Annotated in this window: 21 protein-coding genes; 6 read left to right on the top strand and 15 right to left on the bottom strand. The window is 75.1% G+C overall.

The annotated features are described in order from the left end of the window. Positions 1-22: 22 nt before the first annotated feature. From AC6CH6_RS02975 to ftsY, 6 genes are all read right to left on the bottom strand, one after another. The gene (locus AC6CH6_RS02975; RefSeq protein WP_498253963.1) at positions 23-1,330 is read right to left on the bottom strand and encodes a hypothetical protein; all 1,308 of its coding nucleotides are present in this window, start codon (positions 1,328-1,330) and stop codon (positions 23-25) included. Between the two features lie 71 nt (positions 1,331-1,401). Continuing rightward, positions 1,402-1,887, bottom strand: a complete 486-nt coding sequence (locus AC6CH6_RS02970; protein ID WP_498253962.1) for an NUDIX domain-containing protein — start codon at positions 1,885-1,887, stop codon at positions 1,402-1,404. A gap of 7 nt (positions 1,888-1,894) precedes the next feature. Continuing rightward, the gene (gene ffh, locus AC6CH6_RS02965; protein WP_133410834.1) at positions 1,895-3,478 is read right to left on the bottom strand and encodes a signal recognition particle protein; all 1,584 of its coding nucleotides are present in this window, start codon (positions 3,476-3,478) and stop codon (positions 1,895-1,897) included. Between the two features lie 198 nt (positions 3,479-3,676). Next, on the bottom strand, positions 3,677-4,015 hold the full coding sequence (locus AC6CH6_RS02960) for a P-II family nitrogen regulator (RefSeq protein WP_017833766.1): 339 nt from the start codon (positions 4,013-4,015) through the stop codon (positions 3,677-3,679). A 51-nt stretch (positions 4,016-4,066) separates the two neighbouring features. Further along, positions 4,067-5,380, bottom strand: coding sequence for an ammonium transporter (locus AC6CH6_RS02955; protein WP_368796759.1), 1,314 nt, complete (start codon positions 5,378-5,380; stop codon positions 4,067-4,069). A 208-nt stretch (positions 5,381-5,588) separates the two neighbouring features. Continuing rightward, the gene (ftsY, locus tag AC6CH6_RS02950) at positions 5,589-6,734 is read right to left on the bottom strand and encodes a signal recognition particle-docking protein FtsY (RefSeq protein WP_052133099.1); all 1,146 of its coding nucleotides are present in this window, start codon (positions 6,732-6,734) and stop codon (positions 5,589-5,591) included. Between the two features lie 81 nt (positions 6,735-6,815). Here ftsY and AC6CH6_RS02945 point away from each other — a divergent pair, with 81 nt between their 5' ends. Then, positions 6,816-8,051: an MFS transporter gene (locus AC6CH6_RS02945; RefSeq protein WP_498253961.1), complete on the top strand. Its 1,236-nt coding sequence runs from the start codon at positions 6,816-6,818 to the stop codon at positions 8,049-8,051. 38 nt (positions 8,052-8,089) lie between these two features. Here AC6CH6_RS02945 and smc read toward each other — a convergent pair whose 3' ends face one another. Next, the gene (gene smc, locus AC6CH6_RS02940; protein WP_498253960.1) at positions 8,090-11,779 is read right to left on the bottom strand and encodes a chromosome segregation protein SMC; all 3,690 of its coding nucleotides are present in this window, start codon (positions 11,777-11,779) and stop codon (positions 8,090-8,092) included. A 311-nt stretch (positions 11,780-12,090) separates the two neighbouring features. Between smc and AC6CH6_RS02935 the strand changes: the two genes are divergently transcribed. The 3 genes from AC6CH6_RS02935 (at position 12,091) to AC6CH6_RS02925 (ending at position 17,104) form a co-directional block, all read left to right on the top strand. Next, complete coding sequence (locus tag AC6CH6_RS02935; protein ID WP_498253959.1) at positions 12,091-13,116, top strand: 3-oxoacyl-ACP synthase III; 1,026 nt, start codon at positions 12,091-12,093, stop codon at positions 13,114-13,116. A 134-nt stretch (positions 13,117-13,250) separates the two neighbouring features. After that, positions 13,251-15,932, top strand: coding sequence for an alpha/beta fold hydrolase (locus tag AC6CH6_RS02930; protein ID WP_498254352.1), 2,682 nt, complete (start codon positions 13,251-13,253; stop codon positions 15,930-15,932). Further along, complete coding sequence (locus AC6CH6_RS02925; RefSeq protein WP_498253958.1) at positions 15,929-17,104, top strand: NAD-dependent epimerase/dehydratase family protein; 1,176 nt, start codon at positions 15,929-15,931, stop codon at positions 17,102-17,104. Before AC6CH6_RS02930 ends, AC6CH6_RS02925 begins: the two co-directional genes overlap by 4 nt. Before the next feature lie 108 nt (positions 17,105-17,212). Here AC6CH6_RS02925 and AC6CH6_RS02920 read toward each other — a convergent pair whose 3' ends face one another. The 6 genes from AC6CH6_RS02920 to coaD form a co-directional block, all read right to left on the bottom strand. After that, positions 17,213-18,256 carry an NAD(P)-dependent alcohol dehydrogenase gene (locus tag AC6CH6_RS02920; protein ID WP_498253957.1) on the bottom strand — a complete coding sequence of 348 codons (1,044 nt, stop codon included), beginning with the start codon at positions 18,254-18,256 and terminating at the stop codon, positions 17,213-17,215. 369 nt (positions 18,257-18,625) lie between these two features. Next, entirely contained in the window at positions 18,626-19,567 is a 942-nt protein-coding gene (gene mutM, locus AC6CH6_RS02915; protein WP_498253956.1) for a bifunctional DNA-formamidopyrimidine glycosylase/DNA-(apurinic or apyrimidinic site) lyase, read from the bottom strand. A 20-nt stretch (positions 19,568-19,587) separates the two neighbouring features. Next, positions 19,588-20,286, bottom strand: coding sequence for a ribonuclease III (gene rnc, locus AC6CH6_RS02910; RefSeq protein ID WP_017833173.1), 699 nt, complete (start codon positions 20,284-20,286; stop codon positions 19,588-19,590). A 5-nt stretch (positions 20,287-20,291) separates the two neighbouring features. Further along, positions 20,292-20,495 carry a 50S ribosomal protein L32 gene (gene rpmF / locus AC6CH6_RS02905; RefSeq protein ID WP_031282896.1) on the bottom strand — a complete coding sequence of 68 codons (204 nt, stop codon included), beginning with the start codon at positions 20,493-20,495 and terminating at the stop codon, positions 20,292-20,294. Positions 20,496-20,497: 2 nt separating this feature from the next. Beyond that, positions 20,498-21,010: a YceD family protein gene (locus tag AC6CH6_RS02900; RefSeq protein WP_165440247.1), complete on the bottom strand. Its 513-nt coding sequence runs from the start codon at positions 21,008-21,010 to the stop codon at positions 20,498-20,500. A gap of 170 nt (positions 21,011-21,180) precedes the next feature. Next, a complete protein-coding gene (gene coaD, locus AC6CH6_RS02895) occupies positions 21,181-21,648 on the bottom strand; it encodes a pantetheine-phosphate adenylyltransferase (RefSeq protein WP_498253955.1) in 468 nt (155 codons plus the stop codon). 83 nt (positions 21,649-21,731) lie between these two features. On the opposite strand from coaD, the gene AC6CH6_RS02890 reads away from it, so the two are divergent. Next, entirely contained in the window at positions 21,732-23,078 is a 1,347-nt protein-coding gene (locus tag AC6CH6_RS02890) for a wax ester/triacylglycerol synthase domain-containing protein (RefSeq protein ID WP_498253954.1), read from the top strand. Positions 23,079-23,088: 10 nt separating this feature from the next. Continuing rightward, positions 23,089-24,321 (top strand): aminotransferase class I/II-fold pyridoxal phosphate-dependent enzyme, encoded by a 1,233-nt coding sequence (locus AC6CH6_RS02885; protein ID WP_498253953.1) that lies wholly within the window; start codon positions 23,089-23,091, stop codon positions 24,319-24,321. A 59-nt stretch (positions 24,322-24,380) separates the two neighbouring features. On the opposite strand, the gene AC6CH6_RS02880 is transcribed toward AC6CH6_RS02885, so the two are convergent. Beyond that, a complete protein-coding gene (locus AC6CH6_RS02880) occupies positions 24,381-25,706 on the bottom strand; it encodes a UDP-glucose dehydrogenase family protein (protein ID WP_498253952.1) in 1,326 nt (441 codons plus the stop codon). 89 nt (positions 25,707-25,795) lie between these two features. Then, positions 25,796-26,395 (bottom strand): 16S rRNA (guanine(966)-N(2))-methyltransferase RsmD, encoded by a 600-nt coding sequence (gene rsmD, locus AC6CH6_RS02875; protein WP_017833180.1) that lies wholly within the window; start codon positions 26,393-26,395, stop codon positions 25,796-25,798. Between the last annotated feature and the right edge of the window lie 36 nt (positions 26,396-26,431).

Raw genomic sequence — 26,431 nt, 5'->3', positions numbered from 1 at the left:
GCGGGGGATCCTGCCGGGGCGCTCAGCCGCGGTGCAGGCCGAAGAAGCGGCGCAGGCGCGCTCGCGAGCCGGGGGCGGCGGACGGCTCGGGGAGCTGGGCGGTGGGCCCGGGGGTCGCGGGCCGCTCCTCGTTCCGGCGGCGGCGCGCCCCGCGCAGGGCGGCGTAGTAGGCGCTCTCCGCGGCGGCGTCCGCGAGCAGCGCCGCGGAGAGGGTGCCGAGCACGCGCGCCCCGGCCCCGCCGCGCCGGGCCGCCCCGGCGAGCCCCACGCCGAGGGCCGTCTCGGTGCCGGCCACGGCCAGCAGCAGCTCCGGGCGGCGGACGAGGGCCCGCTGGTACCGCGCGAACAGCCCGTCGCCGGTGGGCTCGGTGGTCATCCCCCGCAGGAGGGCCGAGCCCACGCCCGTGGGCTCGTAGTGCTCGGCGCCCTCGGTGGCCGTGAGCTCCCGGTGGCCCTCGACGACCTTGGCGGCGAGCACGGGCAGGCCCAGCAGCTGCAGGACGGACTCCAGGACCAGGTCGGTGGACTCCCCCAGCACGTAGTTGCGCAGCCGGTTGGTCTCGGCCGGGTCCAGGTCGAAGACGGAGGCCACGGACTCGATCTGCAGGTCCGAGGTGCCGCCGGAGCACAGCCGGACGAGGTCGCGCTCGAACCGGGCGGCCGGCGTCTGCTCGGCCTCGACGGACACCCCGCCCGCGGGGAGCCAGTCGGGGCCCCACTCGAGGGCGCACACGGCGTCGGCCGCCTCGAGATCGGTGACGGACGCCGGGTCCTCCCCCGCGAGCAGGACCTCGAAGGAGCGGGTGGCCCCGTCCGAGGACAGCGCCACGGCGGTCTCGGCGAGACCGGTGCGCACGGCCCAGAAGTCGACCTCGGCGTCGAAGACCACCACGGACCAGCCGTGCCGGGACACGGCGGTGAAGCCGGTGCCGGACAGGGCCGCCAGCACGGGCAGCTCGGGGGCGTCCAGGCGCACCAGCAGCACCCGCCGCAGCCCGGGGTGCTCGGGCTGGAGCTGCTGGCCGGTCATCCGCACGAAGGTCTCGGAGAGCTCGTCGAGGGTGCAGCCGGGCTGCACGGAGCCGTCCTCGGCCCCCTGCGCCAGCCGGCCCTCGGCGTCGGCGAGGAACATCAGCTGCGTGGCCCGGGGGCCCTCGGCGTAGGCGCTGATCAGGCGGTGGTGGGCGATGACCTTGCGCATCCCCTCGCAGGTGGGGCGCGGCCCGGGTCCTTCGGACGCGGTGGACTCCGTCGCGCACAGCACCGTGGCCGGGACCAGGTCCCACGCGGAGGTGGGGGATGCGATGTCGTCGGCGGGGAGTGAGGTCATGGCGTCCATGCTACGCCGTCGCCGGGGCCGGGCCGGGGGCCCGGGGCGTGCGCCCGGTGGCTCCGGGGCGCTCAGCGGGGCCCGTCGACGAGTTCGGCCGTGGTGCCGTCCTCGAGGGCGGCCAGGCCCGCCCGCAGGCGGCGGGCCAGCCCGGGCCGCAGGTACCGTTCCAGGTCCTCCGGCGCCGTCCAGCGGTGGCTGCGCAGCTCCTCCTCCTGGATCGTGATGGGCGTGTCGGCACCGATGACGCCGCCGTCGTAGACGAAGGAGACCGAGTCCCCCCACAGGCCCATCGCCACGCCGTGGTGGACGACGAGGAGCCGGCCCTCGGGCAGGTGCAGGCCGACCTCCTCGACGACCTCGCGGAAGCACCCGGTGCGGGGATCCTCCCCCGCCTCGACGGTGCCTCCGGGAACGGTCCAGTCGGACTTGTAGTTGGGCTCCACGAGGAGCACGCGGCCCTCGGGGTCCCGGATGAGGGCCTCCGCGGCGAGGCGGCGGGTGGGCAGCGAGTCGACGAACTGCTTCAGCTCGGTCTCGGACAGGTAGGAGCTCACGGTGCGATCACTGCCCCAGGAACTTCTCGAAGCCCTTGGGCAGGTTCAGGTCCGCGGGGTCCGGCTGCCCCGGTGCCGCGCCGAACGCCGATCCGGCGGGCGCCTTCTGCTTGCGCTGCTGCTCGAGGGCCGCGTTCTCCTGCGCCCGCTTGGCGGGGTTGCCGGAGCGGGACCCGCTCTTCTTCGCGGAGCCCTTGCCCTTGCCCTTCTTCGGGCCGCCGCCCGCGCCGGGCATGCCGGGGATGCCGGCGGGCATGCCGGGCACGCCCTTGCCCTGGGCCAGGCGCTTCATCATCTTCTGCGCCTGGGCGAAGCGCTCCATGAGCTGGTTCACCTCGGAGACGGTGACGCCCGAGCCCTTCGCGATGCGGGCGCGGCGGGAGCCGTTGATGATCTTGGGCGCCACCCGCTCGTGCGGGGTCATGGACCGGACGATGGCCTCGACGCGGTCGATCTCGCGCTCGTCGAAGTTCTCGAGCTGCTCGCGCATGCCGGCGGCGCCCGGCATCATCATGAGCATCTTCTTCATCGACCCCATCTTGCGCAGCTGCTGCATCTGCGCGAGGAAGTCCTCGAAGGTGAAGTCCTCCTGGTCGGTGAACTTCCGGGCCATCTTCTCGGCCTCGTCGCGGTCCCACTGCTTCTCGGCCTGCTCGATCAGCGTGAGGACGTCGCCCATGTCGAGGATGCGGGACGCCATGCGGTCCGGGTGGAACTGCTCGAAGTCGTCGACGTTCTCCCCGGTGGAGGCGAACATGATGGGCTTGCCGGTCACGGAGGCCACGGACAGCGCGGCGCCGCCGCGGGCGTCGCCGTCGAGCTTGGACAGGACCACGCCGGTGAAGTCGACGCCCTCGTTGAAGGCCTGGGCCGTGTTCACGGCGTCCTGGCCGATCATGGCGTCGATGACGAAGAGCACCTCGTCGGGCCGCACGGCGTCGCGGATGTCGCGGGCCTGGTCCATGAGGGCCTCGTCGATGCCGAGGCGGCCGGCGGTGTCCACGATGACCACGTCGTGCAGCCGCGCGCGGGCCTGGGCCACACCGTCCCGGGCGACCTGCACGGGGTCGCCCGTGGGGTCGTCGAACTCCGAGGTGGTGCCCGGGTGCGGGGCGAAGACCGGCACGCCGGCGCGCTCGCCCACGACCTTGAGCTGGGTGACCGCGTTGGGCCGCTGGAGGTCGGAGGCCACGAGCAGGGGGCGGTGGCCCTGGCCCTTGAGCCACTTGCCGAGCTTGCCGGCCAGGGTGGTCTTGCCGGCGCCCTGGAGGCCGGCGAGCATGATGATCGTGGGCCCGGTCTTGGCCATCCGGATCCGGCGGGTCTGGCCGCCGAGGATGTTCTGCAGCTCCTCGTTGACGATCTTCACGACCTGTTGGCCGGGGTTCAACGCCTCGGAGACCTCGAGCCCGAGGGCGCGCTCCTTGACCGCGGCGGTGAACTCCCGCACGACCGGCACGGCGACGTCGGCGTCGAGCAGGGCGCGGCGGATCTCCCGCACGGTGGCGTCGACGTCCGCCTCGGTCAGGCGTCCCTTGCCTTTGAGGTTCTTGAAGGTGGCGGTCAACCGGTCGGACAGTGAATTGAACACGGGTCGAAAGCTGCTTTCGTCGAGGGAGGCGGCCGGTGCCCCGCGGTCTGCGCCGCGGGCCGCGGCCCGGCCCGGTGTGGCGGGTCAGTGTCCAAGGTTAGCAACTCCGGGCGGCGCGGGGCCCGCCCCGTCGCCGTGCGGGGACGACGACGGCCGGCCCCCTCCCGTGGAGGGGGCCGGCCGTCGGGACGGGTGGGGTCAGAGCGCCGTCTCGTCGCGCTCGCCGGTGCGCACGCGCACGGCCTGGTGCACGTCGGTGACCCACACCTTCCCGTCACCGGCGCGGCCGGTGTTCGCGGAGGAGACGATGACGTCGACGATGTCCGTGGCCTGGTGGTTGTCCACGAGGATCTCGACCCGGACCTTCTCGAGCAGGTCCACCGTGTACTCCGCGCCGCGGTAGACCTCGGTGTGCCCGCGCTGCTGCCCGTAGCCGTGCACGTTCTGGACCGTCATGCCCTGGACGCCGTAGGACTCGAGGGCGGACTTGATGTCCTTGAACTTCTCGGGGCGCACGATCGCGGTGACGAGTTTCATGGAAGGGATGCCTTTCGTGAGGGTGGGATGGGCCGGCGGTCGCCGCACGGCTCAGCTGTGCACCGGCTCGGAGCGGCCGGGCTCGAAGGACGAGGCGTCCTCGCCCGCGGCGTGCCGGCCGGGGCTGAAGGAGCCCGTGGCGTCCCCGGCCAGGGCGTAGCCGGACTCGGCGTGCTGGGTGATGTCGATGCCGTCGATCTCGTCCCGCTCCGTGATCCGGAAGCCGATGGTCTTGTCGATCACGAAGGCGATGACGAAGGTCAGCACCGCGCAGTAGACCACCGAGACGAGCACCGCGACGACCTGGGTGAGCAGCAGGCCGAAGCCGCCGCCGTAGAACAGGCCCGCGGTGCCCTCGGAGGGCAGCGCCACGAAGCCCAGGGCCACGGTGCCGACGATGCCGGAGACGAGGTGCACGCCGATGACGTCCAGGGAGTCGTCCATGCCCATCCGGTACTTGAGGCCCACGGCGAGGGCGGAGCAGATGCCGGCGATGAAGCCGATCCCGATCGCCCAGACCGGGGAGACGTTGGCGCAGGCCGGGGTGATGGCCACGAGCCCCGCCACGACGCCGGACGCGGCGCCCAGGGACGTGGCGTGCTTGTCGCGGATGCGCTCGGTGAGCAGCCAGCCGAGCATCGCGGCGGACGGGGCCACGAGGGTGTTGATCCAGATGAGCCCGGCCTGCTCGGCGGTGCCGGCGGCCCCGGCGTTGAAGGCGAACCAGCCGAACCACAGGATGGCGGCGCCGAGCATCACGAGCGGCAGGTTGTGGGGGCGCTGGCTCGGGTCCTTGCCGAAGCCCTGGCGGGCGCCGACGATCAGGATGAGGATCAGCGCGGCCACGCCGGCGTTGATGTGCACCACGAGGCCGCCGGCGAAGTCGATGGCCTCGCCGATCGCGGAGCCCACGGCGCCGTCCTCGGTGAGCAGCCCGCCGCCCCAGACCATGTAGGCCAGGGGGGCGTAGACGAGCGTGGCCCAGACGGGCACGAACACGGCCCAGGCGCCGAAGCGGGCCCGGTCGGCGATGGCCCCGGAGATCAGGGCGACGGTGATGATGGCGAAGGTCCCGCCGTAGGCGGCGCCGAGGAGGTCCTCGGTGCCCATGATGTCGGCCAGGGCGAAGGACGGCACGGGGCTGCCCGTGAGCCCGCCCAGCAATGGGTCCCCGCCGCTCATGGAGTACCCCCACAGGACCCAGACGATGGAGACGATGGCGATGGAGATGAAGCTCATCATCATCATGTTCAGGACGCCCTTGGCGCGGGTCATCCCTCCGTAGAACAGGGCCAGCCCCGGGGTCATGAAGAAGACCAGGGCGGCCGCGACGATCGTCCACACGTGTCCAGCTGTGATTTCCACGATGTGCACCTCTCTCTGCAGGTTGTCAGGTCACCGGTGCCACTGGCCCGTTCCCCGAGGGGCCGTCCGGTGCTCACCGTTCACTGTCGAGTCTCCGAGAGAGATGTTTCGCCCGCCGCCGCGCGGGGTTGCGGGCATGTTTCACGCCCGCCGCAATGGTTACGAGCACGTAAACTGCGGCGGGCGTGTGGGGGAAAAGGGGGACGGATCAGTCGAGCAGGGCGTCCACGAAACTCTCGGGCTCGAAAGGCGCGAGGTCGTCGGGCCCCTCGCCGAGGCCGATGAGCTTGACCGGCACCCCGAGGCTCTTCTGGATGGCGACCACGATGCCGCCCTTGGCGGTGCCGTCCAGCTTGGTGAGGACGATGCCGGTGACGTCGACCACCTCGGCGAAGACCCGCGCCTGGGTCATGCCGTTCTGCCCGGTGGTCGCGTCGATGACGAGCAGCACCTCGTCGACGGCGGCGGCCTTCTCCACGACCCGTTTGATCTTTCCGAGCTGGTCCATCAGCCCCGCCTTGTTCTGGAGCCGGCCGGCGGTGTCGATCATCACGACGTCCACCTCGTGCTCGATGCCGGCGGTCACGGCGTCGTAGGCCACCGAGGCGGGGTCGGCGCCCTCGACGTGCGAGCGCACGGTGGGCACGCCCACGCGGGCGCCCCAGGTGGAGAGCTGGTCGGCGGCCGCGGCGCGGAAGGTGTCCGCGGCGCCGAGCACCACGTCCTTCTCCTCGGCGACGAGCACGCGCGCGAGCTTGCCCACGGTGGTGGTCTTGCCCACGCCGTTGACGCCCACCACGAGGACGACGGCGGGGACCGGCCCCTTGCGCTCCACGGCCAGGGACCGGTCCATCGACGGGTCGACCAGCGCGAGGAGCTCCTCCCGGAGCATGGCCTTCACGTGGGCGGGGTCGTTGGTGCCCTCGACCTTGACCCGGCGCTGGAGGGCCTCGACGAGGGCCATGGACGAGTCGGTGCCGAGGTCGGCGAGGAGCAGCGTCTCCTCGATCTCGTCCCACACGTCCTGGTCGATGCGGTCGCGCGAGAGCAGGGCCAGCAGGCCCTTGCCGAAGACGTTGTTGGACCTGGCCAGCCGCCCGCGCAGCCGCGCCATCCGGGACGCTGCGGACTCGGGGCGGTCGAGGGCCGGGCGGGTGTCGGCGGGCGGGACCGGGGCGGTGCCGGGCTCCAGGTCCCCGGGGGCCGCGACGGGGCCGCCCTCGAGGTCGTCGGGGTCCCGGGTGGAGGGGTAGCCGCCGCGGGGCGCCTTGGGCCCCCGCAGCAGGACCAGCCCGAGCAGACCGAGGACCACGACGGCGATGAGCACGTAAGCGAGAACGGGTATCGAATCCACGTCGCCCAGCTTCTCACACCGCCCGGTCCCCGGGTCGGGGCCGCGGGGCCGGGCCGCCGCCCGGGGTCCTAGACTCGACGGGTGCCTGTCCAGCCCGCCGCCGCCGCGCCCGAGCGCGACCGCGTTCCCCAGCAGATCACGGTGCTCATCGCCGCCGCCTTCGTCATCGCGATCGGCTACGGCATCGTGGCCCCGGTGCTCCCCCAGTTCGCCACGACCTTCGGGGTCGGGGTGGCCGCGGCCTCGGCCGTGGTCAGCGTCTTCGCCGTGGCCCGCCTCCTCTTCGCGCCGGCGGGCGGGCGGATCCTGAACCGGATCGGCGAGCGCCCGACCTACGTGACCGGCGTGCTCATCGTCGCGCTGTCCTCCGCGGCCACCGCCTTCGCCCAGACCTACTGGCAGCTGCTGCTGTTCCGGGGTCTCGGCGGGATCGGCTCGGTGATGTTCACGATCTCGGCGATGGGGCTGATCGTGCGGCTGGCGCCGCCGCGGATGCGCGGGCGCGTCTCGGGCTACTACGCCTCCGCGTTCCTGGTGGGCGGGGTGCTCGGCCCCGTGGTCGGCGGCCTGCTCGCCGGCTTCGGCATGCAGGCGCCGTTCCTGATCTACGCGGTGTCGCTGCTGGTGGCCGTGGCCGTGGTGCACTTCCGGCTCAAGGACGAGGTGCTCGGCGCCGGCGCGGACCGCCGGAACCAGCCGGTGATGACCGTGGCCGAGGCGCGCCGGGTGGGGGCCTACCGCTCCGCCCTGGTCTCCAGCTTCGCCAACGGGTGGACCGCCCACGGGATCCGGGTGGCCCTCGTGCCGCTGTTCGCGGTGGCCGTGCTGGGGGCCGGCCCGGCCGTGGCCGGCCTGGCCCTGGCGGTCTACGCCGCGGGCAACGCGATGACCCTGCCGGTCACCGGCCGGCTCACGGACCGGTTCGGGCGCAGGCCGCTCGTGCTCTCGGGCCTGGTGCTCAACGGGATCGCGACCATGGGGCTGGGCCTGGTCCAGGACGTCCCGTGGTTCGTGGTCCTCTCGCTCGTGGCCGGGATGGGCTCCGGGACCCTGAACCCGGGTCAGCAGGCGACCGTGGCCGACGTCATCGGACCGGACCGGGCCGGCGGACCGGTGCTGGCCCGTTTCCAGATGAGCGCCGACGCCGGGCAGATCCTCGGCCCCGTGGTGGCCGGTGCGCTGGCCGACGCCGCGGGCTTCGGCTGGGCATTCGGGGTCTCCGGGGCGATCATGCTGCTGGCCGCCGGGGCCTGGCTGCCGGTGCGGGACACGATGGAGCGGCCCGAGACCCCGCCCGTGCGCGGCGCCGGGCAGTAGCAGCACCGGGCAGGAGCACGGCGGGCCCGGCGCCGGGCTCAGCGCAGCTCGGCGAGCCGCTGCCCGATCACGGTGGTCACGCCGTCCCCGCGCATCGCGACCCCGTAGAGGGCGTCGGCGATCTCCATGGTCCGCTTCTGGTGGGTGATGATGATCAGCTGCGAGGTCTCCTGCAGCTGGCGGAAGATGCTCAGCAGCCGCCCGAGGTTGCGGTCGTCGAGAGCCGCCTCGACCTCGTCCATGACGTAGAAGGGCGAGGGGCGGGCCTTGAAGATCGCCACGAGCAGCGCGATCGCCGTCAGCGACCGCTCCCCGCCGGAGAGCAGGGACAGCCGCTTGATCTTCTTGCCGGCCGGGCGCGCCTCCACGTCGATCCCGGTGCTGAGCATGTCCGTGGGGTCGGTGAGGCGCAGCCGGCCCTCCCCGCCCGGGAACAGGGTGGCGAAGACGCCCTCGAACTCCCGGGCGGTGTCGGCGTAGGCCTCCGCGAAGACGCGCTCCACGTGCTCGTCGACGTCGCGGATGATGCTGCGCAGGTCCTGCCGTGAGCGCTTGAGGTCCTCGAGCTGCTCGGCCAGGAAGCGGTGGCGCTCCTCGAGGGCGGCGAACTCCTCCAGCGCCAGCGGGTTCACCCGCCCCAGGGAGGCGAGCTCCTTCTCGGCCCGGCGCAGCCGCGCCTCCTGCTGGGCGCGCACGTAGGGGGCGCCTCCCGCGGCCTCGGCCGGGTCGCCGGACGCGACGCCGAACAGGGCGTCCTGCCCGGCCTCGGCCGCCGCCGGCGCGTCGTCCTCCGGCGCCCCGGAGCCGCGGTCGGCGCCGGGGTCGAGGTCGGGGTCGGGGATCAGCAGGTGCGGCCCGTAGTGCTCCACGAGCGCGTCCGGGGTGAGCCCCAGCTCCTCGAGGGAGCGGTCCTCCAGGGCCTGGATCCGGGCGCGCTGCTGGGTGCGGGCCAGCTCGTCCCGGTGCACGGAGTCGGTGAGCCCGGCGAGCCGCGCGGCGAGCCGGTCGTTGGCGGCGCGCAGGTCCGTCAGCTCCGCGTCCAGCCCGGCGCGGACGGCCTCGGCCCGGTCCCGCTCCGCGGCGGCGACCGCCGCGGACGCCGCCACGAGCTCGAGCAGCTGCTCGGCGCCGGCGAGCACCGCCTCGGCGTTGCGGGCCTGGGTCCGGCGGCGCCGGGCCCGCCGCTCCGCCTCCTCCCGCGCCCGGCGCTCGGCGGCGGCAGCCCGCTCCTGGGACGCGGCCCGGTTGCCGAGGGCCCGGGCCTGCTCCTCGAGGGAGCGCAGGGCGAGCCGGGCCTCCGTCTCCGCGGTGCGGGCCGTCGTGGCGGCCCGGTGCAGCTCGTCGCGGCGGGCGGCGGCCTCGAGCTGGACGGTCTCGGTGTCCTCCTCGCCGTGCTCCTCGGCGGCCCCGAGCCGCTCGGCGGCCTCGCGCAGCCGCTCCTGCTCCCGGGCCAGGTGCTCCCTCGCGGCCGCGACCTGCTCGTCGTAGCGCCGGGTCTCCGCCTCGGCCGAGTCCAGCACGGCCCGGACCCGGGAGAGCTCGGACGCGGCCCGGTCCGCGGTGCGCTCGGCGGCGCGCAGCAGCCCCGCGGTCTCCTCGGCGGCCCGGCGGGCGGCGTCCCGCGCCGCGGCCGCCGCGCCGGAGGCGGCCCGCGCCCGGTCGAGGGCCGCGGCGAGCTCGGCCCGCTCCGCCTCGGCGGCCTCGGCCGCGGCGCGGGTCTCGAGCGTGCCGGCCGCCTCCGCCGCACCGCCCCAGGCGCTGCTGCCCGTGAACACGTCGCCGCCCCGGGTGACGGCCGTCAGCTCGGGCCGGTCGGCCACGATCCGGGCGGCCGTGGCGGCGTCCTCCGTGAGCACGGTCGCGGCGAGCAGGGACCTCACGGCGTCCGCGCCGCGCCGGTTGTCGTCGTCGCCTGGGCCGGCGCCCTCGCCGGCCCCGTCCCGCAGCACGGCCGCGGCGGGCCGGACCCCGGGACGGTCGGGGAGCGCCGGGGCGGGGCCGGACCGGCCGGGGGCGCCGGCGGCCACCAGCAGGTGCACCCGGCCCACGCCGTCGGCGCGCAGGGACTCGAAGACGGAGACGGCCGCGCCGTGGGAGCGCACGGCGAGGGCCTCGGCGAAGGGGCCCATGGCGGCGGTGACCGCCCGCTCCCAGCCGGGCTCGACGTCGACGAGGTCGACGACGGCGCCGAGCACGGCGTCGGCGTGCCCGTCGAGGACCGCCGCGGAGCCGTCGGGCTGGCGCAGGGCGGCGCGCAGGGTCTCGGCGCGGGCGCGCTGGGCGTCGTGGGCGCGCAGCAGCTCCTGGGCCGCGGCCTCGGCCTCCCGTGCGGCGGCGCGGGCCCCGGCGGCGGCCTCGGCGTCCTGCTCGTGGCGGGCGCTGGCCCGTTCGGCGGCGCCGGCCGCGTCCTGGGCCGCGAGCGCCAGGCTGTCCGCCTCGGTGCCGGCCTGCACCCGGCGCCGCCCGGCGTCCGCATGGGTGGTGTGCAGGCGGGAGAGCTCGTTCTCGGCCGCCTCGACCCGGGAGCAGGCCGCCGCGACCGCGCCGGTGAGCCGGGCCGTGCCCTCCCGGCGGTCGGCGGCCGCCCGGAGCAGACCGGTGACCACGCCGTCCTGGTCGCGCGCCGCGGCCTCCGCGTCCTCGCGCTCCTGGATGGCCTCGGCGAGGGCGTCGACGGCGTCCTCGACCTGCTCGAGGAGCTGGTGCTGCTCCTCGCGGGTGCGGGCCGCCTGGGCGTCGAGCCGGTCCGGGTCCCGCCCCGGGTCCGCGGGCTCGGCGGCGGCGCCGAGCAGCCGGCGCCGCTCGGCGGCGAGCGAGGCGAGGGACCGGTAGCGCTCCTGCACGGCGGTGAGCTGGTACCACGTGTCCCGTGCGGCGTTCAGGGCGGGGGTCGCCTCGGCGGCGCGGGCCTCGACGTCGGCCTGCCGGGCGCGGCCGGTGTCGAGGGCCTGCTCGGCCTCGGCGCGCTCGGCGCGCAGCCGGCGCTCGGCGTCCTCGTCGACGGCGAGGCTCGTGCGGGCCTGCACGAGGTCGTCGGCCAGCAGCCGGGCGCGGGCGTCGCGGACGTCGTGCTGGATCCGCTGGGCGCGCCGGGCCGTCCGGGCCTGGCGGCCCAGCGGGGTGAGCTGGCGGCGGATCTCGGCGGTTAGGTCCTCGAGCCGGTCGAGGTTGGCCTGCATCGCCTCGAGCTTGCGCAGCGTCCGCTCCTTGCGGCGCCGGTGCTTGAGGACCCCGGACGCCTCCTCGACGAAGCCGCGGCGCTCCTCCGGGGTGGCGTGCAGGATGCGGTCGAGCTGGCCCTGGCCCACGATGACGTGCATCTCCCGGCCCAGCCCGGAGTCGGAGAGCAGCTCCTGGATGTCGAGCAGCCGGCACGGCCGGCCGTTGATCGCGTACTCTGAGCCCCCCGAGCGGAAGAGCGTGCGCGAGATCGTGACCTCCGAGTACTCGATGGGCAGCGCGCCGTCGGCGTTGTCGATGGTCAGCGACACGTGGGCCCGGCCGAGCGGGGCCCGGCCGGCGGTTCCGGCGAAGATGACGTCCTCCATCTTCCCGCCGCGCAGGGACTTCGCGCCCTGCTCCCCCATGACCCACGCCAGGGCGTCCACCACATTGGACTTGCCCGAGCCGTTGGGGCCGACGACGGCGGTGACCCCGGGCTCGAACTCGAAGGTGGTGGCCGAGGCGAAGGACTTGAACCCCCGCACGGTCAGGGTCTTCAGGTGCACGGGTGTCCGGTCTCCTGGGGTGGGCGTGGCGGGCAGGGGGTCGCCACCACTGTACTCGCGCGCCCCGACGGCCCCGCGGCCGACGGCCGGGCACCGCGCACGGCGGGGCGCACCGACCCGCCCGAGGCGTGCACGGGCGGAGCAGAGGAGCGGAGAAGATGATCAGCCTACAGAGAAACGGCCGAGCCCGGGCCGCCACTGCGGAACCGGCCGGTAGACTGACCGCGACCAGCACGACCTGCCCTCCCCGCGACCTTGCCCTCCGCGGGCGGGCCGGGGCGTCGGCGAGACCCTAACGAAAGCCAGAGACCTTGACCGGTAATTCCACGATCCGCCACCGCAACGCCGCCCTCCTGGCCATCACCAAGAAGGAGGCCGACGAGGTGGTCCCCTCGTCGCGAGCCGACGAGATCCTCGAGGAGACCTTCGCGAGGCTGAAGATGCCGAAGGGGCTGCTCGAGCGCCTAGCCGGCGTCAAGGAGCGGCGCGAGTGGGCCCCGGGGCGCCATTTCACCGACGGCGCCGTGGAGGCGGCGGAGGCTGCGCTGGCCCAGGCGGGCGTCCGCCCGGACCAGGTGGGGCTGCTGATCAACGCCTCGGTGACCCGCGACGGCTACGAGCCCGCGGTCGCCGTCGCGGTCCACGACCGGCTCGGCTTGCCCACCTCCGCCCTGAACTTCGACGTCACCAACGCCTGCCTGGGCTTCGTCAACGGGCTCACGATCGCGTCCACGATGATCGACTCGGGCGCGATCGACTACGCCGTCGTCGTCGCCGGCGAGGACCCGAGCCCGTGGCACCGGGAGACCTACGAACGGCTCCAGGGCCCCGACGTCACCCGTGACCAGGTGGTGCGCGAGTTCGCCACCCTCACCCTGGGCGCCGGCGCCGCCGCGGCCGTCGTCGGCCCGGCCGACCGGCACCCCGAGGGCCACCGCGTCACCGGCTCCGTGGCCCGGTCCGCAACCCAGCACCACGGGCTGTGCATCGGCGGCTTCGACGGCATGTACACCGATGCCACGGGGCTGCTCAAGCACGGCGTGGGCCTACTCGTGGACGCCTGGCACGACGCCCACGAGGACGGCTGGGACTGGACCGACATGGACCGCTACATCGCCCACCAGGTGTCCACGTCCCACACCGACAAGCTGCTGGAAGACACCGGGATCATCCCGGAGCGCTTCCCCCGGACCTTCCCCTTCTGGGGCAACGTGGCCGCCGCGGCCCTGCCCATGACCCTGGCCATGGAGGCCGAGCAGCTCGAGGCCGGCCAGCGCGTCCTGCTGCTCGGGGTGGGCTCCGGGCTCAACGCGACCTACATGGAGATCGACTGGTGAACCGCCGGCGCTGACGCCGCGCCCGCCCGAGACACCCCGCACGAGACGCACCCTCGAGGAGCCCCACGACCATGGCACGCACACGACCGTCCACGACCCAGCAGCGCGGAGGGCCGGACGCGGCGCGGCTGCCCATGACGGAGGTGCCCCTGCCCGGGGTGGACCCAGCGTGGTCCCGCACGGTCACGGTGGCCTCGACCGCCCCCGTGGAGCCGGTCCCCGGCCGGCGGCGCCGCTGGCACGTCCTCGACAACGCGGCCTCCCTGGAGGCCGCCGGGCTCACCCCGCGGGGCACGGTCCTCGCCGTGCACGGCAACCCGACCTGGTCCTACCTGTGGCGCGACGTGCTGGCCGCCGGGACGGACCCCGCGAACCCCTGGCGGGTGATCGCCGTGGACCAGCTCGACATGGGGTTCTCCGAGCGGACCGGGCTCTTCCGCCGCCTCGACGACCGGGTCCGCGACCTGGGCGACCTCACGGCCGAGCTCGGCCTGGACGCGAGCGAGGCCCCCGTGGTGACCCTCGCCCACGACTGGGGCGGGCTCGTGTCCTCCGGCTGGGCCCTGGAGCACCAGGACGTCCACCGCGCCACGATCCTCACCAACACCGCCGTCCACCACGACAACGCCGAGCGGATCCCCGCCTCGCTGCGGCTGGCTCTGGCCCCGGCCGCGCACGGGCTGCTCACCGAGCGGACCACGAGCTTCCTCGACGTGGCCCTGGCACTGGCGGAGCCGTCCCTGTCCCGCGAGGTGCGGGCGGCCTACCGGGCGCCCTACGCCACGCGCGCCCGGCGGGAGGCGATCCGCAACTTCGTGGCCGACATCCCGGCCGCCCCGGACCACCCCTCGCACGCCCGCTACGAGCAGATCGCCGCCGGCGTGGCCGCCCGCGAGGTCCCCGCCCTGCTGCTGTGGGGCATCGGCGACCCCGTGTTCCAGGAGCGCTACCTGCAGGACCTCGTGCGCCGCATGCCGCACGCCGACGTCCACCGCTACGAGGGAGCCCTGCACCTGCTGCCCGAGGACCGGGACGTGGCGACGCCGGTGATGGCCTGGCTCGCGGACCGCTTCGGCCCCGGCCCCGGCCGCCGCGAGCTGCACCTGCAGCGGCGCGCCGTCTCCCGCGGCGAGCACGTCCCCTTCCCCGCGGAGCTCGACGCGCGGCGGGCCGACCTCGCCCTCGCCGTCGTGGACATGGCCCCCGCCTCCGCGGGCGCGGGGGCGCACGCGGCCCCGGTGCGGGCGAGCCTGAGCTGGGCGGAGCTCGCCGACCGCGTGGACCGCCTCGCCGCCGGGCTCACCGGCATCGGGGTGCGCCCCGGGGACCGCGTGAGCCTCATGGTGCCGCCGGGCTCCGACCTCACCGCGCTGCTCTACGCGTGCCTGCGCATCGGCGCCGTCGTCGTCGTGGCGGACTCCGGACTCGGTCCCAAGGGCCTCACCCGGGCGCTGCGGGGGGCCGCCCCGGCCTGGCTCGTGGGCATCCGCAGGGCGCTCGTCGCCGGCCGGGCCCTCGGCTGGCCGGGCACCCGGATCTCGCTCGAGGCCCTCGACCCCGTGTCCCGCCGGGCGCTCGGCGTGGCGCACGACGTCCCCGCGCTGCTGGACTCGGCCCCGCGCGCCGACCTGCCCGCGCCGGACCCGGACGCGGACGCCGCGGTGCTGTTCACCTCCGGGTCCACGGGCCCGGCCAAGGGCGTCGTCTACACCCACCGCCAGCTCTCCGCGATGCGGGACGCCGTGCGCGGCACGTACGGGCTCACCGCCGGCACGGGGCTCGTGGCGGGCTTCGCGCCCTTCGCGCTGCTGGGGCCCGCCATGGGCACCGCGTCCGTGACCCCGGACATGGACGTGACCGCGCCGAAGACCCTCACCGCCCGCGCCCTGGCCGACGCCGCCTCGGCCATCCAGGCCACGGCGGTGTTCCTGTCCCCCGCGGCGATCGCCAACGTCCTCGCGACCCGGCACGAGCTCGACGAGGGGCAGCGGCGGGCGCTCGAGCTCGTGGAGCTCGTGCTCTCGGCCGGGGCCCCCCTCCCGGAGCCGCTCCTGGAGCAGCTGCAGGAGCTCCTGCCCGCGGCGACGCTGCACACCCCCTACGGGATGACCGAGGGGCTGCCCCTCACGGACGTGACCCTCGGGACCATCCGACAGGCCGGCCTGGATAGCGCGGGACCCGCCGTGGCCGGCGCCGGCAACGGCGTGTGCGTGGGCACCGCCGTGCACGGCGCCGAGCTGGGGGTCACCGCCCTGGGCCCCGACGGCGTCCCCGACGACGGGATCACCACCGAGCCCGGGGTCACCGGTGAGATCGTCGCCCGCGCCCCGCATGTCAAGGACCGCTACGACCGGCTCTGGTACACGGAGCACCTCAGCACCCAGCTGCCCGGATGGCACCGCACCGGGGACGTCGGGCACTTCGACGCCGCCGGGCGGCTGTGGGTCGAGGGCCGCCTCGCCCACGTCATCGTCTCCGCCGGCGGCGTGCTGACGCCGGTCGCCGCGGAGCACGCGGCCCGGACCGTGCCCGGCGTCGGCCGCACCGCCGTCGTCGGGGTCGGCCCGGCGGGCACGCAGGTGCCCGTGGCCGTCGTGGAGACCGTCCCGGCGGCCCCGCGCCCGGGCCCCGCGGACCCGCTGCTCTCCGGCGCCGTGCGCGCCGCCGTGCGCGAGGCCACGGGCCTGGACCTCGCGGCCGTGCTCGTGGTCCCCGAGCACCCCACCGACATCCGGCACAACTCCAAGATCGACCGAGCCCTGCTGGCCGGATGGGCGGAGAACGCCCTGGCCGGAGGAAGGATCAGGAACCCGTGAACGGCAAGCACCGCCAGGACGGCACGCACGACGACAAGGTCCCCGCCTATGACGCCTCCGTGACGGAGGGCGCCCCGCCGGCCGGCACCGGCAGCCACGAGGTGGAGCGCGGGCGGCAGGAGCTGTCCGGCGACGGGCGGACGGTGCTCGTCACCGGCGCCTCCGGGATGCTCGGGGAGCACGTGGCGCGGCTGCTCGCCGCCCGCCACTGGACGGTCCGGCTGCTCCAGCGCCGGCACGCACCGCTGGCCGACCAGCCGAACGTCGAGGAGGTCCTGGGCTCCGTCGCGGACCCGGACGCCGTGGCGCGGGCCATGGAGGGCGTCGACGACGTCGTCCACCTCGCCGCCAAGGTCTCCTTCGCCGGGGACTGGGACGAGTTCGTGCTGACCAACGTCACCGGCACCCGCGTGGTCCTGGAGACCGCCCGGCGGGCCGGCGTGGACAACGTGGTGTTCGTCTCCTCGCCGTCGGTCGCCCACACGGGCCACTCCATCGTGGGCGAGCCCGCCCGGACGGCCGACCCCGTGCACGCCCGCGGCAACTACGCCCGGTCCAAGGCCGCGGCCGAGCTGCTCGCGCTCGAGGCCGACGGCCGCGGGATGCGCGTCACGGCTGTGCGCCCGCACATCGTGTGGGGCCCCGGGGACACCCAGCTCGTCGAGCGGCTCGTCGACCGCGCCGCGAAGGGGCGGCTGCCGCTGCTGGACCACGGGGCGGCCCTGATCGACACCACCTACGTGGACAACGCGGCCGAGGCGGTCGTGCGGGCGCTGGAGCGGATCGAGTGGGCGCACGGACGGGCGCTGGTGGTCACGAACGGCCAGCCCCGCACCGTGGGCGAGCTCGTGGCGGGCTTCTGCCGGGCGGCCGGCGTGGAGCCGCCGACCCGCAGGGTCCCCGGCGTCCTGGCCCGCCTCGCGGGCAGGGTCATCGAGAAGGTGTGGGCGGTCCGCCCGGGAGCGGACGAGCCGCCCATGACGGCCTTCCTGGCCGAGCAGATGTCCACGGCCCACTGGTTCGAGCAGCAGAGCACCCGCGAGGTGCTCGACTGGACGCCGTCCGTGACGGTCGAGGAGGGCATGGCGCGGCTGGCCGACTACTACCGCACCCATCCCCTGGGCGCCCACGACGCCCCGATGCCCGCCACGGGGTCCACCGCCGCCCACTGATCGCCCGCCGCGTCGCGCGGCGGGCCGCCCCGGCGGTCTGCGGCCCGAGCGGCGCACCCCCGGGGCGGCCGCACGTGCGGCCGCCCCGGGGGTGCGCGGGGCCCGGGATCAGACCAGCGTGGCGGTGTCGATCACGAACCGGTAGCGCACGTCCGAGTTCTGCACCCGCTCGTAGGCCTCGTTGATCTGCTCGGCCGAGATGACCTCGATCTCGGCGCCCACCCCATGCTCGGCGCAGAAGTCGAGCATCTCCTGGGTCTCGCCGATGCCGCCGATCATGGACCCGGCGAAGGTGCGGCGGTTGGCCAGCAGCGAGAACACGTTGACGTCCAGCGGCTCCGCCGGGGCGCCGACGTTGACCATGGCCCCGTTGACGTCGAGCAGCGACAGGTGGGCGTCGAGGTCGATCTTCGCGCTGACCGTGTTGAGGACCAGGTCGAAGGTCCCGGCCAGCTCCTCGAACGTCTGCGGGTCGCTCGTGGCGTAGTAGGCGTCGGCGCCCAGGGCCAGCCCGGCCTCCTTCTTGCGCAGCGACTGGGAGAGCACCGTCACCTCCGCGCCCATGGCGTGGGCGATCTTCACGCCCAGGTGCCCCAGCCCGCCCAGACCCACGACGGCCACCTTCTTGCCGGGGCCCGCCTTCCAGTGGTTCAGCGGGGAGAAGGTGGTGATCCCGGCGCACAGCAGGGGCGCGGCGACGTCGAGGTCGATGCCCTCCGGGATGCGCAGCACGAAGTCCTCGGTGACCACCACGTGGGTGGAGTAGCCGCCCTGGGTGACGGTGCCGTCGCGGTCCTCGGCGCCGTAGGTCATCACGGCGCCGTCGAGGCAGTACTGCTCGTCGCCGGCCCGGCAGTTGGCGCACTCGCCGCAGGAGTTCACCATGCACCCGACCCCGACCCGGTCGCCGACCGCGTGGCGGGTGACGTCGGCGCCGACCTCGGTGACGATCCCGGCGATCTCGTGCCCGGGGGTCAGCGGGTACTGCTGGGGGCCCCAGTCCCCCTGGACGGTGTGCAGGTCGGAGTGGCAGATCCCGGCGTACTTGATCTCGATGAGGACGTCGTGGGCGCCGAGGTCCCGGCGCTCGAGAGTGGTCGGGACCAGCGGGGCGCCGGCGGACGGGGCGGCGTAGGCGTTGACGGTGCGCAAGAGGTGCTCCTCGGAGGGTGTGGGTGCAGAAGTGCGGGTGCTGAAGAATGCGTGCAGCAGCGCGGGTGCCGCGGGAGGGGTCCCCGGGGTGCCCGCCCGGGCGCGCGGCGGCCTCCGGAACCGGGTGCGGCTCCTGGTGCCGGCGGTGACCGGGGGAGGCGACCGCAGGGGCGGCCGCCACGGAGGGTGGAGGACGGTGCGGGGCCGGCGCGGGGTCTCCCCCGACGGGATCATGGCGGGCCGCACGTCCTCGACGAGCCTACACGCGCAGGAAGTTGGAAAGGAAGCTGATCGATTCCGGGCCGCCGGCGCCCCCGCGCCCCGCGGGGGCACGGACCGTGACCCGCACGCCCGCCCGGGGGCCCGGTCTCAGAACCGGGCGTTGCGGGGGGTGCGCTGGCAGACCGGGCAGCGGTAGGAGGAGCGGTTCATGAACTGCTCCCGCACGATCAGGGTGCTCCGCCCCTCCTCCGCGCAGCGCGGGCAGGGCAGGGAGGCCCGGCCGTAGGCGGAGAGGGAGCGGGCGAAGTAGCCGGACTCGCCGTTGACGTTGACGTAGAGGGAGTCGAAGCTCGTCCCGCCGGCCGCCAGCGCGCGGTCCATGACCTCGCGGACGGCCGCGAGGAGGCGCAGGGTCTCGGGCCGCCGGAGCGTGTCGGTGGGCCGCGCCCAGTGCAGGCGCGCCTGCCACAGGGCCTCGTCCGCGTAGATGTTGCCGATCCCGGAGACCAGCGCCTGGTCCAGCAGGGCGCGCTTGAGCCCGGTCCGGCGCCGGCGCAGCCGGTCGTGGAGGCGCTGCGCGTCGAAGGCGGGGTCCAGCGGGTCCCGGGCGATGTGGGCGGCCCGGGCGGGCACCAGCGGGGCGCCCGTGGCCGAACGGCCGCCCGGGGCGCCGTCGTCGGTGGGGACGAGCCGGTCGAGGAGCATGCCGCCGAAGATCCGCTGGTCCACGAAGCGCAGCTCCGCCGGGGTGCCGGGGCGCTCGGACAGGCCCAGACGCACCTTCAGGTGCTTCTCGTCGGGCAACCCGGCGTCCTTGACCAGCAGCTGCCCGCTCATCCCCAGGTGCACCAGCAGCGCCTCCTGCGGCGGGGCGCCGTCCGCCCCGGCCAGCGGCAGCCACAGGAACTTGCCGCGGCGCACCGCGTCGGCCACGACCGCGCCGTCGAGCTCGTGGCCGAAGGAGACGGGGCCGGTCTCGTGGCGGCGCACCGAGCGGGGGTCCAGGACCTGCACGGACTCGATCCGGCGGCCGACCACCCAGCGCTCCACCCCGCGGCGGACCACCTCGACCTCGGGCAGCTCAGGCACGGGCGCTCCGGGGCGCGCGCTCAGCCACCGCGGCGGGCCACCAGGGTCGCATAGGCCTGCGCCGCGGCGGAGCGCTCGGCCTCCTTCTTGGTGGTGCCGGTGCCCGTGCCGTGGTCCTGACCGCCGACGAGCACGTGCGCCTCGTAGCGGCGGTCGTGGTCGGGGCCCGTGCCCTCCACGGCGTAGCGCACGGGGCCCAGGGCGCGGGCCGCCGCGAGCTCCTGGATCTCGGTCTTCCAGTCCCGGCCCTCGCTCATCACGAAGCCGTCCTCGAGCAGGGGCACCACGAGCCGCAGCACGAAGGCCCGGGCCGCGTCGAGGCCGGTGCTCACGTACACGGCGCCGATCAGCGCCTCCATGGTGTCGGCCAGGATCGAGGCCTTCTCGTGCCCGTTGGTGCGCACCTCGCCCTTGCCCAGGCGGATGTGGGGGCCCACGTCCAGGGACCGGGCGAGGTCGGCGAGCGTGCGGGTGCTGACCACGGCCGAGCGGATCTTCGCGAGGTTGCCCTCGGAGTCGTCGGGGTAGCGGTGGAAGATCTCGTCGGTGACCGCGAGACCCAGCACGGAGTCCCCGAGGAACTCGAGCCGCTCGTTGTGGCCCTGTCCCTCGTGCTCGTACGCGTAGGAGCGGTGGGTCAGGGCAAGACGAAGCGTCCCGGCGTCGATGTCGACGCCGAGACGCTCCAGCAGGTCCTGAGGTGTCGCGGTGGAGGTCACCGTGGTCAGGCGTCGGCCACCTTGCGGCCCTTGTACTCCAGGAACAGCGCGGTGCCGGCGGAGTCGGTCACGACCTTCGCCTGGTGCGGCAGGCTGTAGGTGACCTTGCCGTTCTCGACGGTCTTGACCAGCTTGGGCGCGGTCGCCTTCCACTGCGAACGGCGTGCACGGGTGTTGGCACGGGACATTTTCCGCTTCGGAACAGCCACGGCTATCTCTCTTCTCTCGGTTCGGTCGTCTGGGTCGAGGTGTCCTGCTCGAGCAGCCCCGACAGGGCGCTCCAGCGAGGATCGAGCACCTCGTGGTGGTGTCCCGGGTCGTCCTCCAGGCGCGCGCCGCACTGGGCGCACAACCCCTGGCAGTCCTCCCGGCACACCGGTTGGAACGGCAGCTGCGTGATCACTGCGTCCCGAAGCATGGGCTCGAGGTCGATGGTCTCGTCCTGAACTTCATACATCTGGTCGTCCTCGGAGTCCTCCCCGCCGTCGGCGGCGGGGTCGAAGACGTAGAGCTCCTGCACGTCGACGTCCAGATCGTAGTCGATCGGGTCGAGGCACCGGCTGCACTCGCCGTGGATGGCCACGGCGGCCGTGCCGGACACCAGGATCCCGTCGTGGACGGATTCCAGCCGGAGGTCCAGGTCGATGTCCGAGCCCTCCGGGGCGCCGATGAGTGCGTTGCCGAAGTTCTCCGGCGCGGGCACAACTTCTTCCAGGCGTCGCATCGTCCCCGGGCGGTGCTCGAGGTCCCGGACACCGATGGTGAGGGGCGAACTGTTCTCGCGACTGATGACTGACTCCTGGTGAAATTCTGACCGACAGACCATGTTAGCGTGCCGCCCCGCGCGTTCTCAAACGGGCCGGGTCCGGGCGCGCCGGGACGGGGCGCGCCCGCTCAGCCCTGCAGGGCCCGCAGCACGGGCGCCGGCACGAACCCGGAGACGTCGCCGCCGAGGCCCTGGACCTCCTTCACGAGGGTCGAGGACAGGTGCAGGAACCGGGGGTCGCCGGGCAGGAAGACCGTCTCCACCCCCGTGAGGTGGCGGTTCATCGTGGCCATCGGCACCTCGTACTCGAAGTCCTCGCCCGAGCGCAGCCCCTTGACCAGGGCCACCGCCCCCCGCTGCGCCGCGTACTCCGCGAGCAGGCCCGTGCCCATGGGCTCCACGACGACGCCGGCGACGTCCGCGAGGCTCTCCGCCACCAGGGCCAGCCGCCGGTCCGCGTCGAAGCGGTAGCGCTTGTGCGGGTTGGTGGAGACCGCGACGACGACCTCGTCGAAGAGCGCCGCGGCGCGCGCGACGACCTCCACGTGGCCGTTGTGCAGGGGGTCGAAGGAGCCGGGGCAGATCGCTCGGTGCATGGGTGCCATCCTAGGGGCGCCCCGTGCCGGGGCGGCGTACCGTGGTGGACGAGGGAGTCCTCCGGCCAGAGCGGAGCACCGACATGGGCATGCAGTGCCGCCGGGCGCGGACCGGGGAGCGGATCAGCGCCCTGGACGAGGCCAACCTGCGCGTGGAGCGGCGCGGGGTGCCCATGCACGTCGCGGCCCTGGCCCTCCTGGAGGCCGGTCCCCTGCTCGATGCCGGCGGGCGCGTCCGGCTGGCGGAGGTCCGGGAGCACGTGGAGCGGCGCACCCGGGACGTCCGGCGGCTGCGCCAGCTGCTCGCCCGCCCCGGGGGCGGACGCCCCGTGTGGCTCGACGACCCGGTCTTCGACGTCTCCCGGCACGTGCGCAGCCGTCCGGTGCCGCCGCCCGGGGACGAGGAGAGCCTGCTCCGGGTGTGTGCCGGGATCGCCGCCGTCCCGCTGCCCCGGGACCGGCCCCTGTGGGAGCTGTGGCTGCTCCCCGGCCTCGCCGGCGACCGGGTCGGCCTGCTGATCCGGTGGCACCACGTGCTCGCCGACGGTCTCGCGGCGCTGACCCTGCTCGCGCCCCTGTTCGATCCCGCGCCCGGCGGCGCCCCGCGCGCCCCGGACGCGCCGGGTGGCCCGGGGACGGGCGGCGGCCCGCCGCCCGGGCCTGCCCCGGCCCGCGCTCCGGCCCGCGCCGCGGCCCGCCTGCTCGGCGCCGCGGCCCAGGTCCGCGGCGCGCTCGCGGAGGGCCGCGCCCCGGCGCTGTCCCTCAACCGGCCCGTGGGCCCGCGGCGCCGGGCCGTGCTGGTGCGCGCCGACCTGGCGGCGGTCCGGGAGCTGGCCCACCGGCACGGCGGGACGGTCAACGACGTGGTGCTCACCGCCGTGGCGGGCGGCGCGCGGCGGCTGCTGGCCGCGCGCGGCGAGCTGGCCGGCGTGCCGGAGCTGAAGGTGTCGGTGGCCGCCTCCGTGCGCGCTGCGGGGGACCCCGCCGGCGGCAACCGGGCCGGCGTGCGCGTCGTGGCCGTGCCCGTCGACGAGCCCGACCCGGTGGCCGGGCTGCGGCGGATCGCGGCCACGACCGCCGGGCAGCGGGCCCGCCCGCCGTACCGGCCGGGCGGCCGCCTGGCCCAGCGCTGGATGGTCCGCGTCATGGACCGGCAGCGGCTCGTCAACGTGCTGCTCAGCAACGTGCGCGGCCCCGCGGCACCCCTGCTCTTCGCGGGGGCGCCGGTGCTCGAGCTGTTCCAGCTCGGCGCCGTGCAGGGCAACCTGGCCCTCGCTGTGGGCGTCGTCTCCTACGCGGGGACCCTGGGCATCGACGTGGTGGCCGACGCCGACGTGGTGCCGGACCTCCCGGTGTTCGTCGAGGGGCTGGCCGGGACCCTCGTGCGGCTCGGCGCCGGGCCGCCGCCCGGAGCCGCCGCGGGACCCTAGACTGGCGGCCATGGATGCCACCGACGCCGCCGTCCCGTCCACGCACACGTCCGGCCCCCCGTGGGAGCGGATGGCCCGCGGGGGCGGTCTGCTGACCGGCGCCGGGGAGCTCACCGGGACCGTCTTCGAGGAGATGTCGCGGCTGGCCGCGCGCACGGGCGCCGTCAACCTGGGCCAGGGCTTCCCGGACGTCGACGGTCCGCGGGAGATGCTCGACGCCGCGGCGGCCGCACTGCACGGCGGCGGCAACCAGTACTCGCCGGTGGCGGGTCTTCCGCTGCTGCAGGAGGCCGTCGCCGCGCACCAGCACCGGTTCTACGGGATCGACCTGGACCCGGCCTCCGGGGTGGTCGTGACCGTGGGCGCGTCCGAGGGCCTGGCCGCGAGCCTGCTCGCGTTCCTGCGCCCCGGGGACGAGGTGGTCGTGTTCGAGCCGCACTACGACCTCTACGGCGCCGTGGTGGAGTTCGCCGGCGCGCGGCTGGTCACGGTCCCCCTCGAGCCGCCGCGCTTCTCCCCCGACCTCGACCGCCTCGCCGCGGCCTTCGGGCCCCGCACCCGCATGGTGATCCTCAACGACCCGCACAACCCGACCGGGACGGTGTTCGACGACGCCGTCCTGGCCCGCGTGGCCGGACTCGCCGCCGAGCACGACTGCGTGGTGGTGACCGACGAGGTCTACGAGCACCTGCGCTACGCCGGCGGGCACCGGCCGCTCGCCGCGCTGCCGGGGGCCTTCGAACGGACCCTCACCGTCTCCTCCGTGGGCAAGTCCTTCTCGGTCACGGGCTGGCGGGTGGGCTGGGTCAGCGGGCCGGCGCACCTCGTGGGCCCGGTGCGCGCCACGAAGGCCTATCTCACGCACAGCGCCGCCACGCCGCTGCAGATCGGGGCGGCCACCGCCCTGGGCCTGCCGGACGGGTTCTACGACCGGCTCACAGAGGACTTCCGGCGACGGCGCGACGTGCTCGTGCGGGGCCTGGCCGCGGCGGGCGCCGAGCCGTTCGAGCCGCAGGGCACGTTCTTCGTGGTGGCGGACGTCCGCGGACTGTGCGAGCGGCACGGGGTCGAGGACGCCGCGCACCTGGCCCCGGTGCTGGCCGAGCGGGCCGGTGTGGTGGGCGTGCCCGTGCCGGCCCTCGCCTCGGCGGAGCACCGGGAGCTCTACGCGTCCTGGATGCGCTTCTCGTTCGGCAAGCGCCTGGACGTCCTGGAGCGGGCCGGGCGGCAGCTGGCAGGCTGAGCCGGTCCGCACGGCGGGCGGGAAACCGGCGCGCGGGACGCCGTCCTGCGCGCCGCGCCTCAGACGGCGCTCGCCCGGCGGCCCAGGGCCCGGTAGGTGAAGCCGGCCGCGGTCCAGCGGTCGGGGTCGAGCACGTTGCGGCCGTCGAGGATCTGCGGGACGGCCACCAGCGGGTCGAGCTGCTCCGGGGTCATCGCCTTGAACTCGGCCCACTCGGTCAGCAGCACCACGACCTCGGCCCCGGTGACGGCGGCCTCGAGGGAGTCCACGTAGTCCAGGCGCGGATAGCGCTTGGCGGCGTTGGCGTTGGCCTTGGGGTCGTAGACGGCCACCTCGGCGCCGATCGAGTGCAGCCGGGCGGCGATGTCCAGGGCCGGGGAGTCGCGCACGTCGTCGGAGTCCGGCTTGAAGGCCGCCCCGAGCACGGCGACGTGCCGGCCCACCACGGTCCCGCCCAGCATCTGGGTGACCGTCTCCACCGTGTGGCCGCGGCGGCGGACGTTGATGTCGTCGACCTCCGCGAGGAAGCGCACCGACTGCTCCACGCCGAGCTCCGCGGCCCTGGCGCGCAGGGCGCGGATGTCCTTCGGCAGGCAGCCGCCGCCGAAGCCCACGCCGGCGTTGAGGAACTTGCGCCCGATCCGCTCGTCGAGGCCGATCGCGTCGGCCAGGGTGCGGATGTCCCCGCCGACCGCCTCGGTGAGCTCGGAAAGAGCGTTGATGAAGGAGATCTTGGTGGCCAGGAAGGCGTTGGCCGCGACCTTGACGAGCTCGGCGGTCTCGAAGTCGGTGACGATCAGCGGGACGCCGGCCTCCAGCTGCCGGGCGTAGACCCGGCGCATCACGGCCTCGGCGGCCGGGTCCTGACAGCCCAGCACCATCCGGTCCGGGGCCAGGGTGTCCTCCACGGCGTAGCCCTCGCGCAGGAACTCGGGGTTCCACACCAGGGACACGTCCACGCCCTCCCGCGCCGAGGCCTTCGCCAGGTCCGCCAGGCGGCGGGCGGAGCCCACGGGGACCGTGGACTTGCCGGCGATCACACAGTCCTTCGTGGCGGCCGCGGCGATGGAGCCGACCGCGGCGTCGACGTAGCGCATGTCCGCCGCGAAGCTCCCGGCCCGCTGCGGGGTGCCGACCCCGACGAAGTGGACGTCGCCGAAGGCGCCGGCCTCCTCGTAGCTCGTGGTGAAGCGCAGCCGGCCGGTGCCCACGTGCTTGCGCAGCAGCTCGCCCAGGCCCGGCTCGTGGAAGGGCAGCTCGCCGCGGGACAGGGCGTCGACCTTCTCGGGGTCCACGTCCAGCCCCAGCACCTCGAAGCCCATCTCCGCCATCGACGCGGCGTGCGTGGCCCCCAGGTAGCCCGTTCCCAGAACCGTGATCCTCATGGACGTCCTCCGTCTCTCCCGGGCCGGGGCCCGTGCTCGATGCTGCCTGTCGAATCTTGTCAAAGGGGGTGCGCCCAGCGGCGCAGGTGTCAGTCCGGCGCGCCGGGGGACGCGGGCGATGTGACGTCCGTCTCGGCGAACCACACGGTGGTCTCCCCGTGCCGCTTCTGCTCGAAGCGGCGCAGCCCGGCCGGCCAGCCGGGCTCCGGGGACCGGGTGGAGCGCTCGACCACGAGCACCCCGCCCTCCCGCAGCCGGCCCACCAGCGGGGCGAGGACCGCGGCGAGCTCCGCCTCAGGAAGGGGGTAGGGCGGGTCGGCCAGCACGAGGTCCCACGGCCCCTCGGCGGGATCCGCGAGGTAGCCGCCCACCGCCCCGTGCCGGACCGTGACGACGTCCTCGCGCCCGAGGGCCCGGTGGACCGTCGCGGCGTTGGCGCGGCAGACCCGCGCCGCGCCCGCGTGCCGCTCCACGAGGGTCACGGCGGCCGCGCCGCGGCTCGCGGCCTCGCAGCCGAGGGCCCCGGAGCCCGCGAAGAGGTCGAGGACCCTGGCGTCCCGGAGCATGCCCCACGCCTCGAGCCGCGCGAAGAGGGACTCCTTGACCCGGTCGGTGGTGGGCCGGGTGTCCCGGCCCGGCACGGACTGCAGGCGCAGCCCCCCGGCGGCCCCGGCGATGATCCTGCTCATGCGTGCTCCTCTCGGGTGCCCGGCGGCACGCGGCTC

This window comes from Kocuria sp. GQ42, from assembly GCF_059758435.1.
This window is presented reverse-complemented; position numbering and strand designations above follow the sequence as displayed.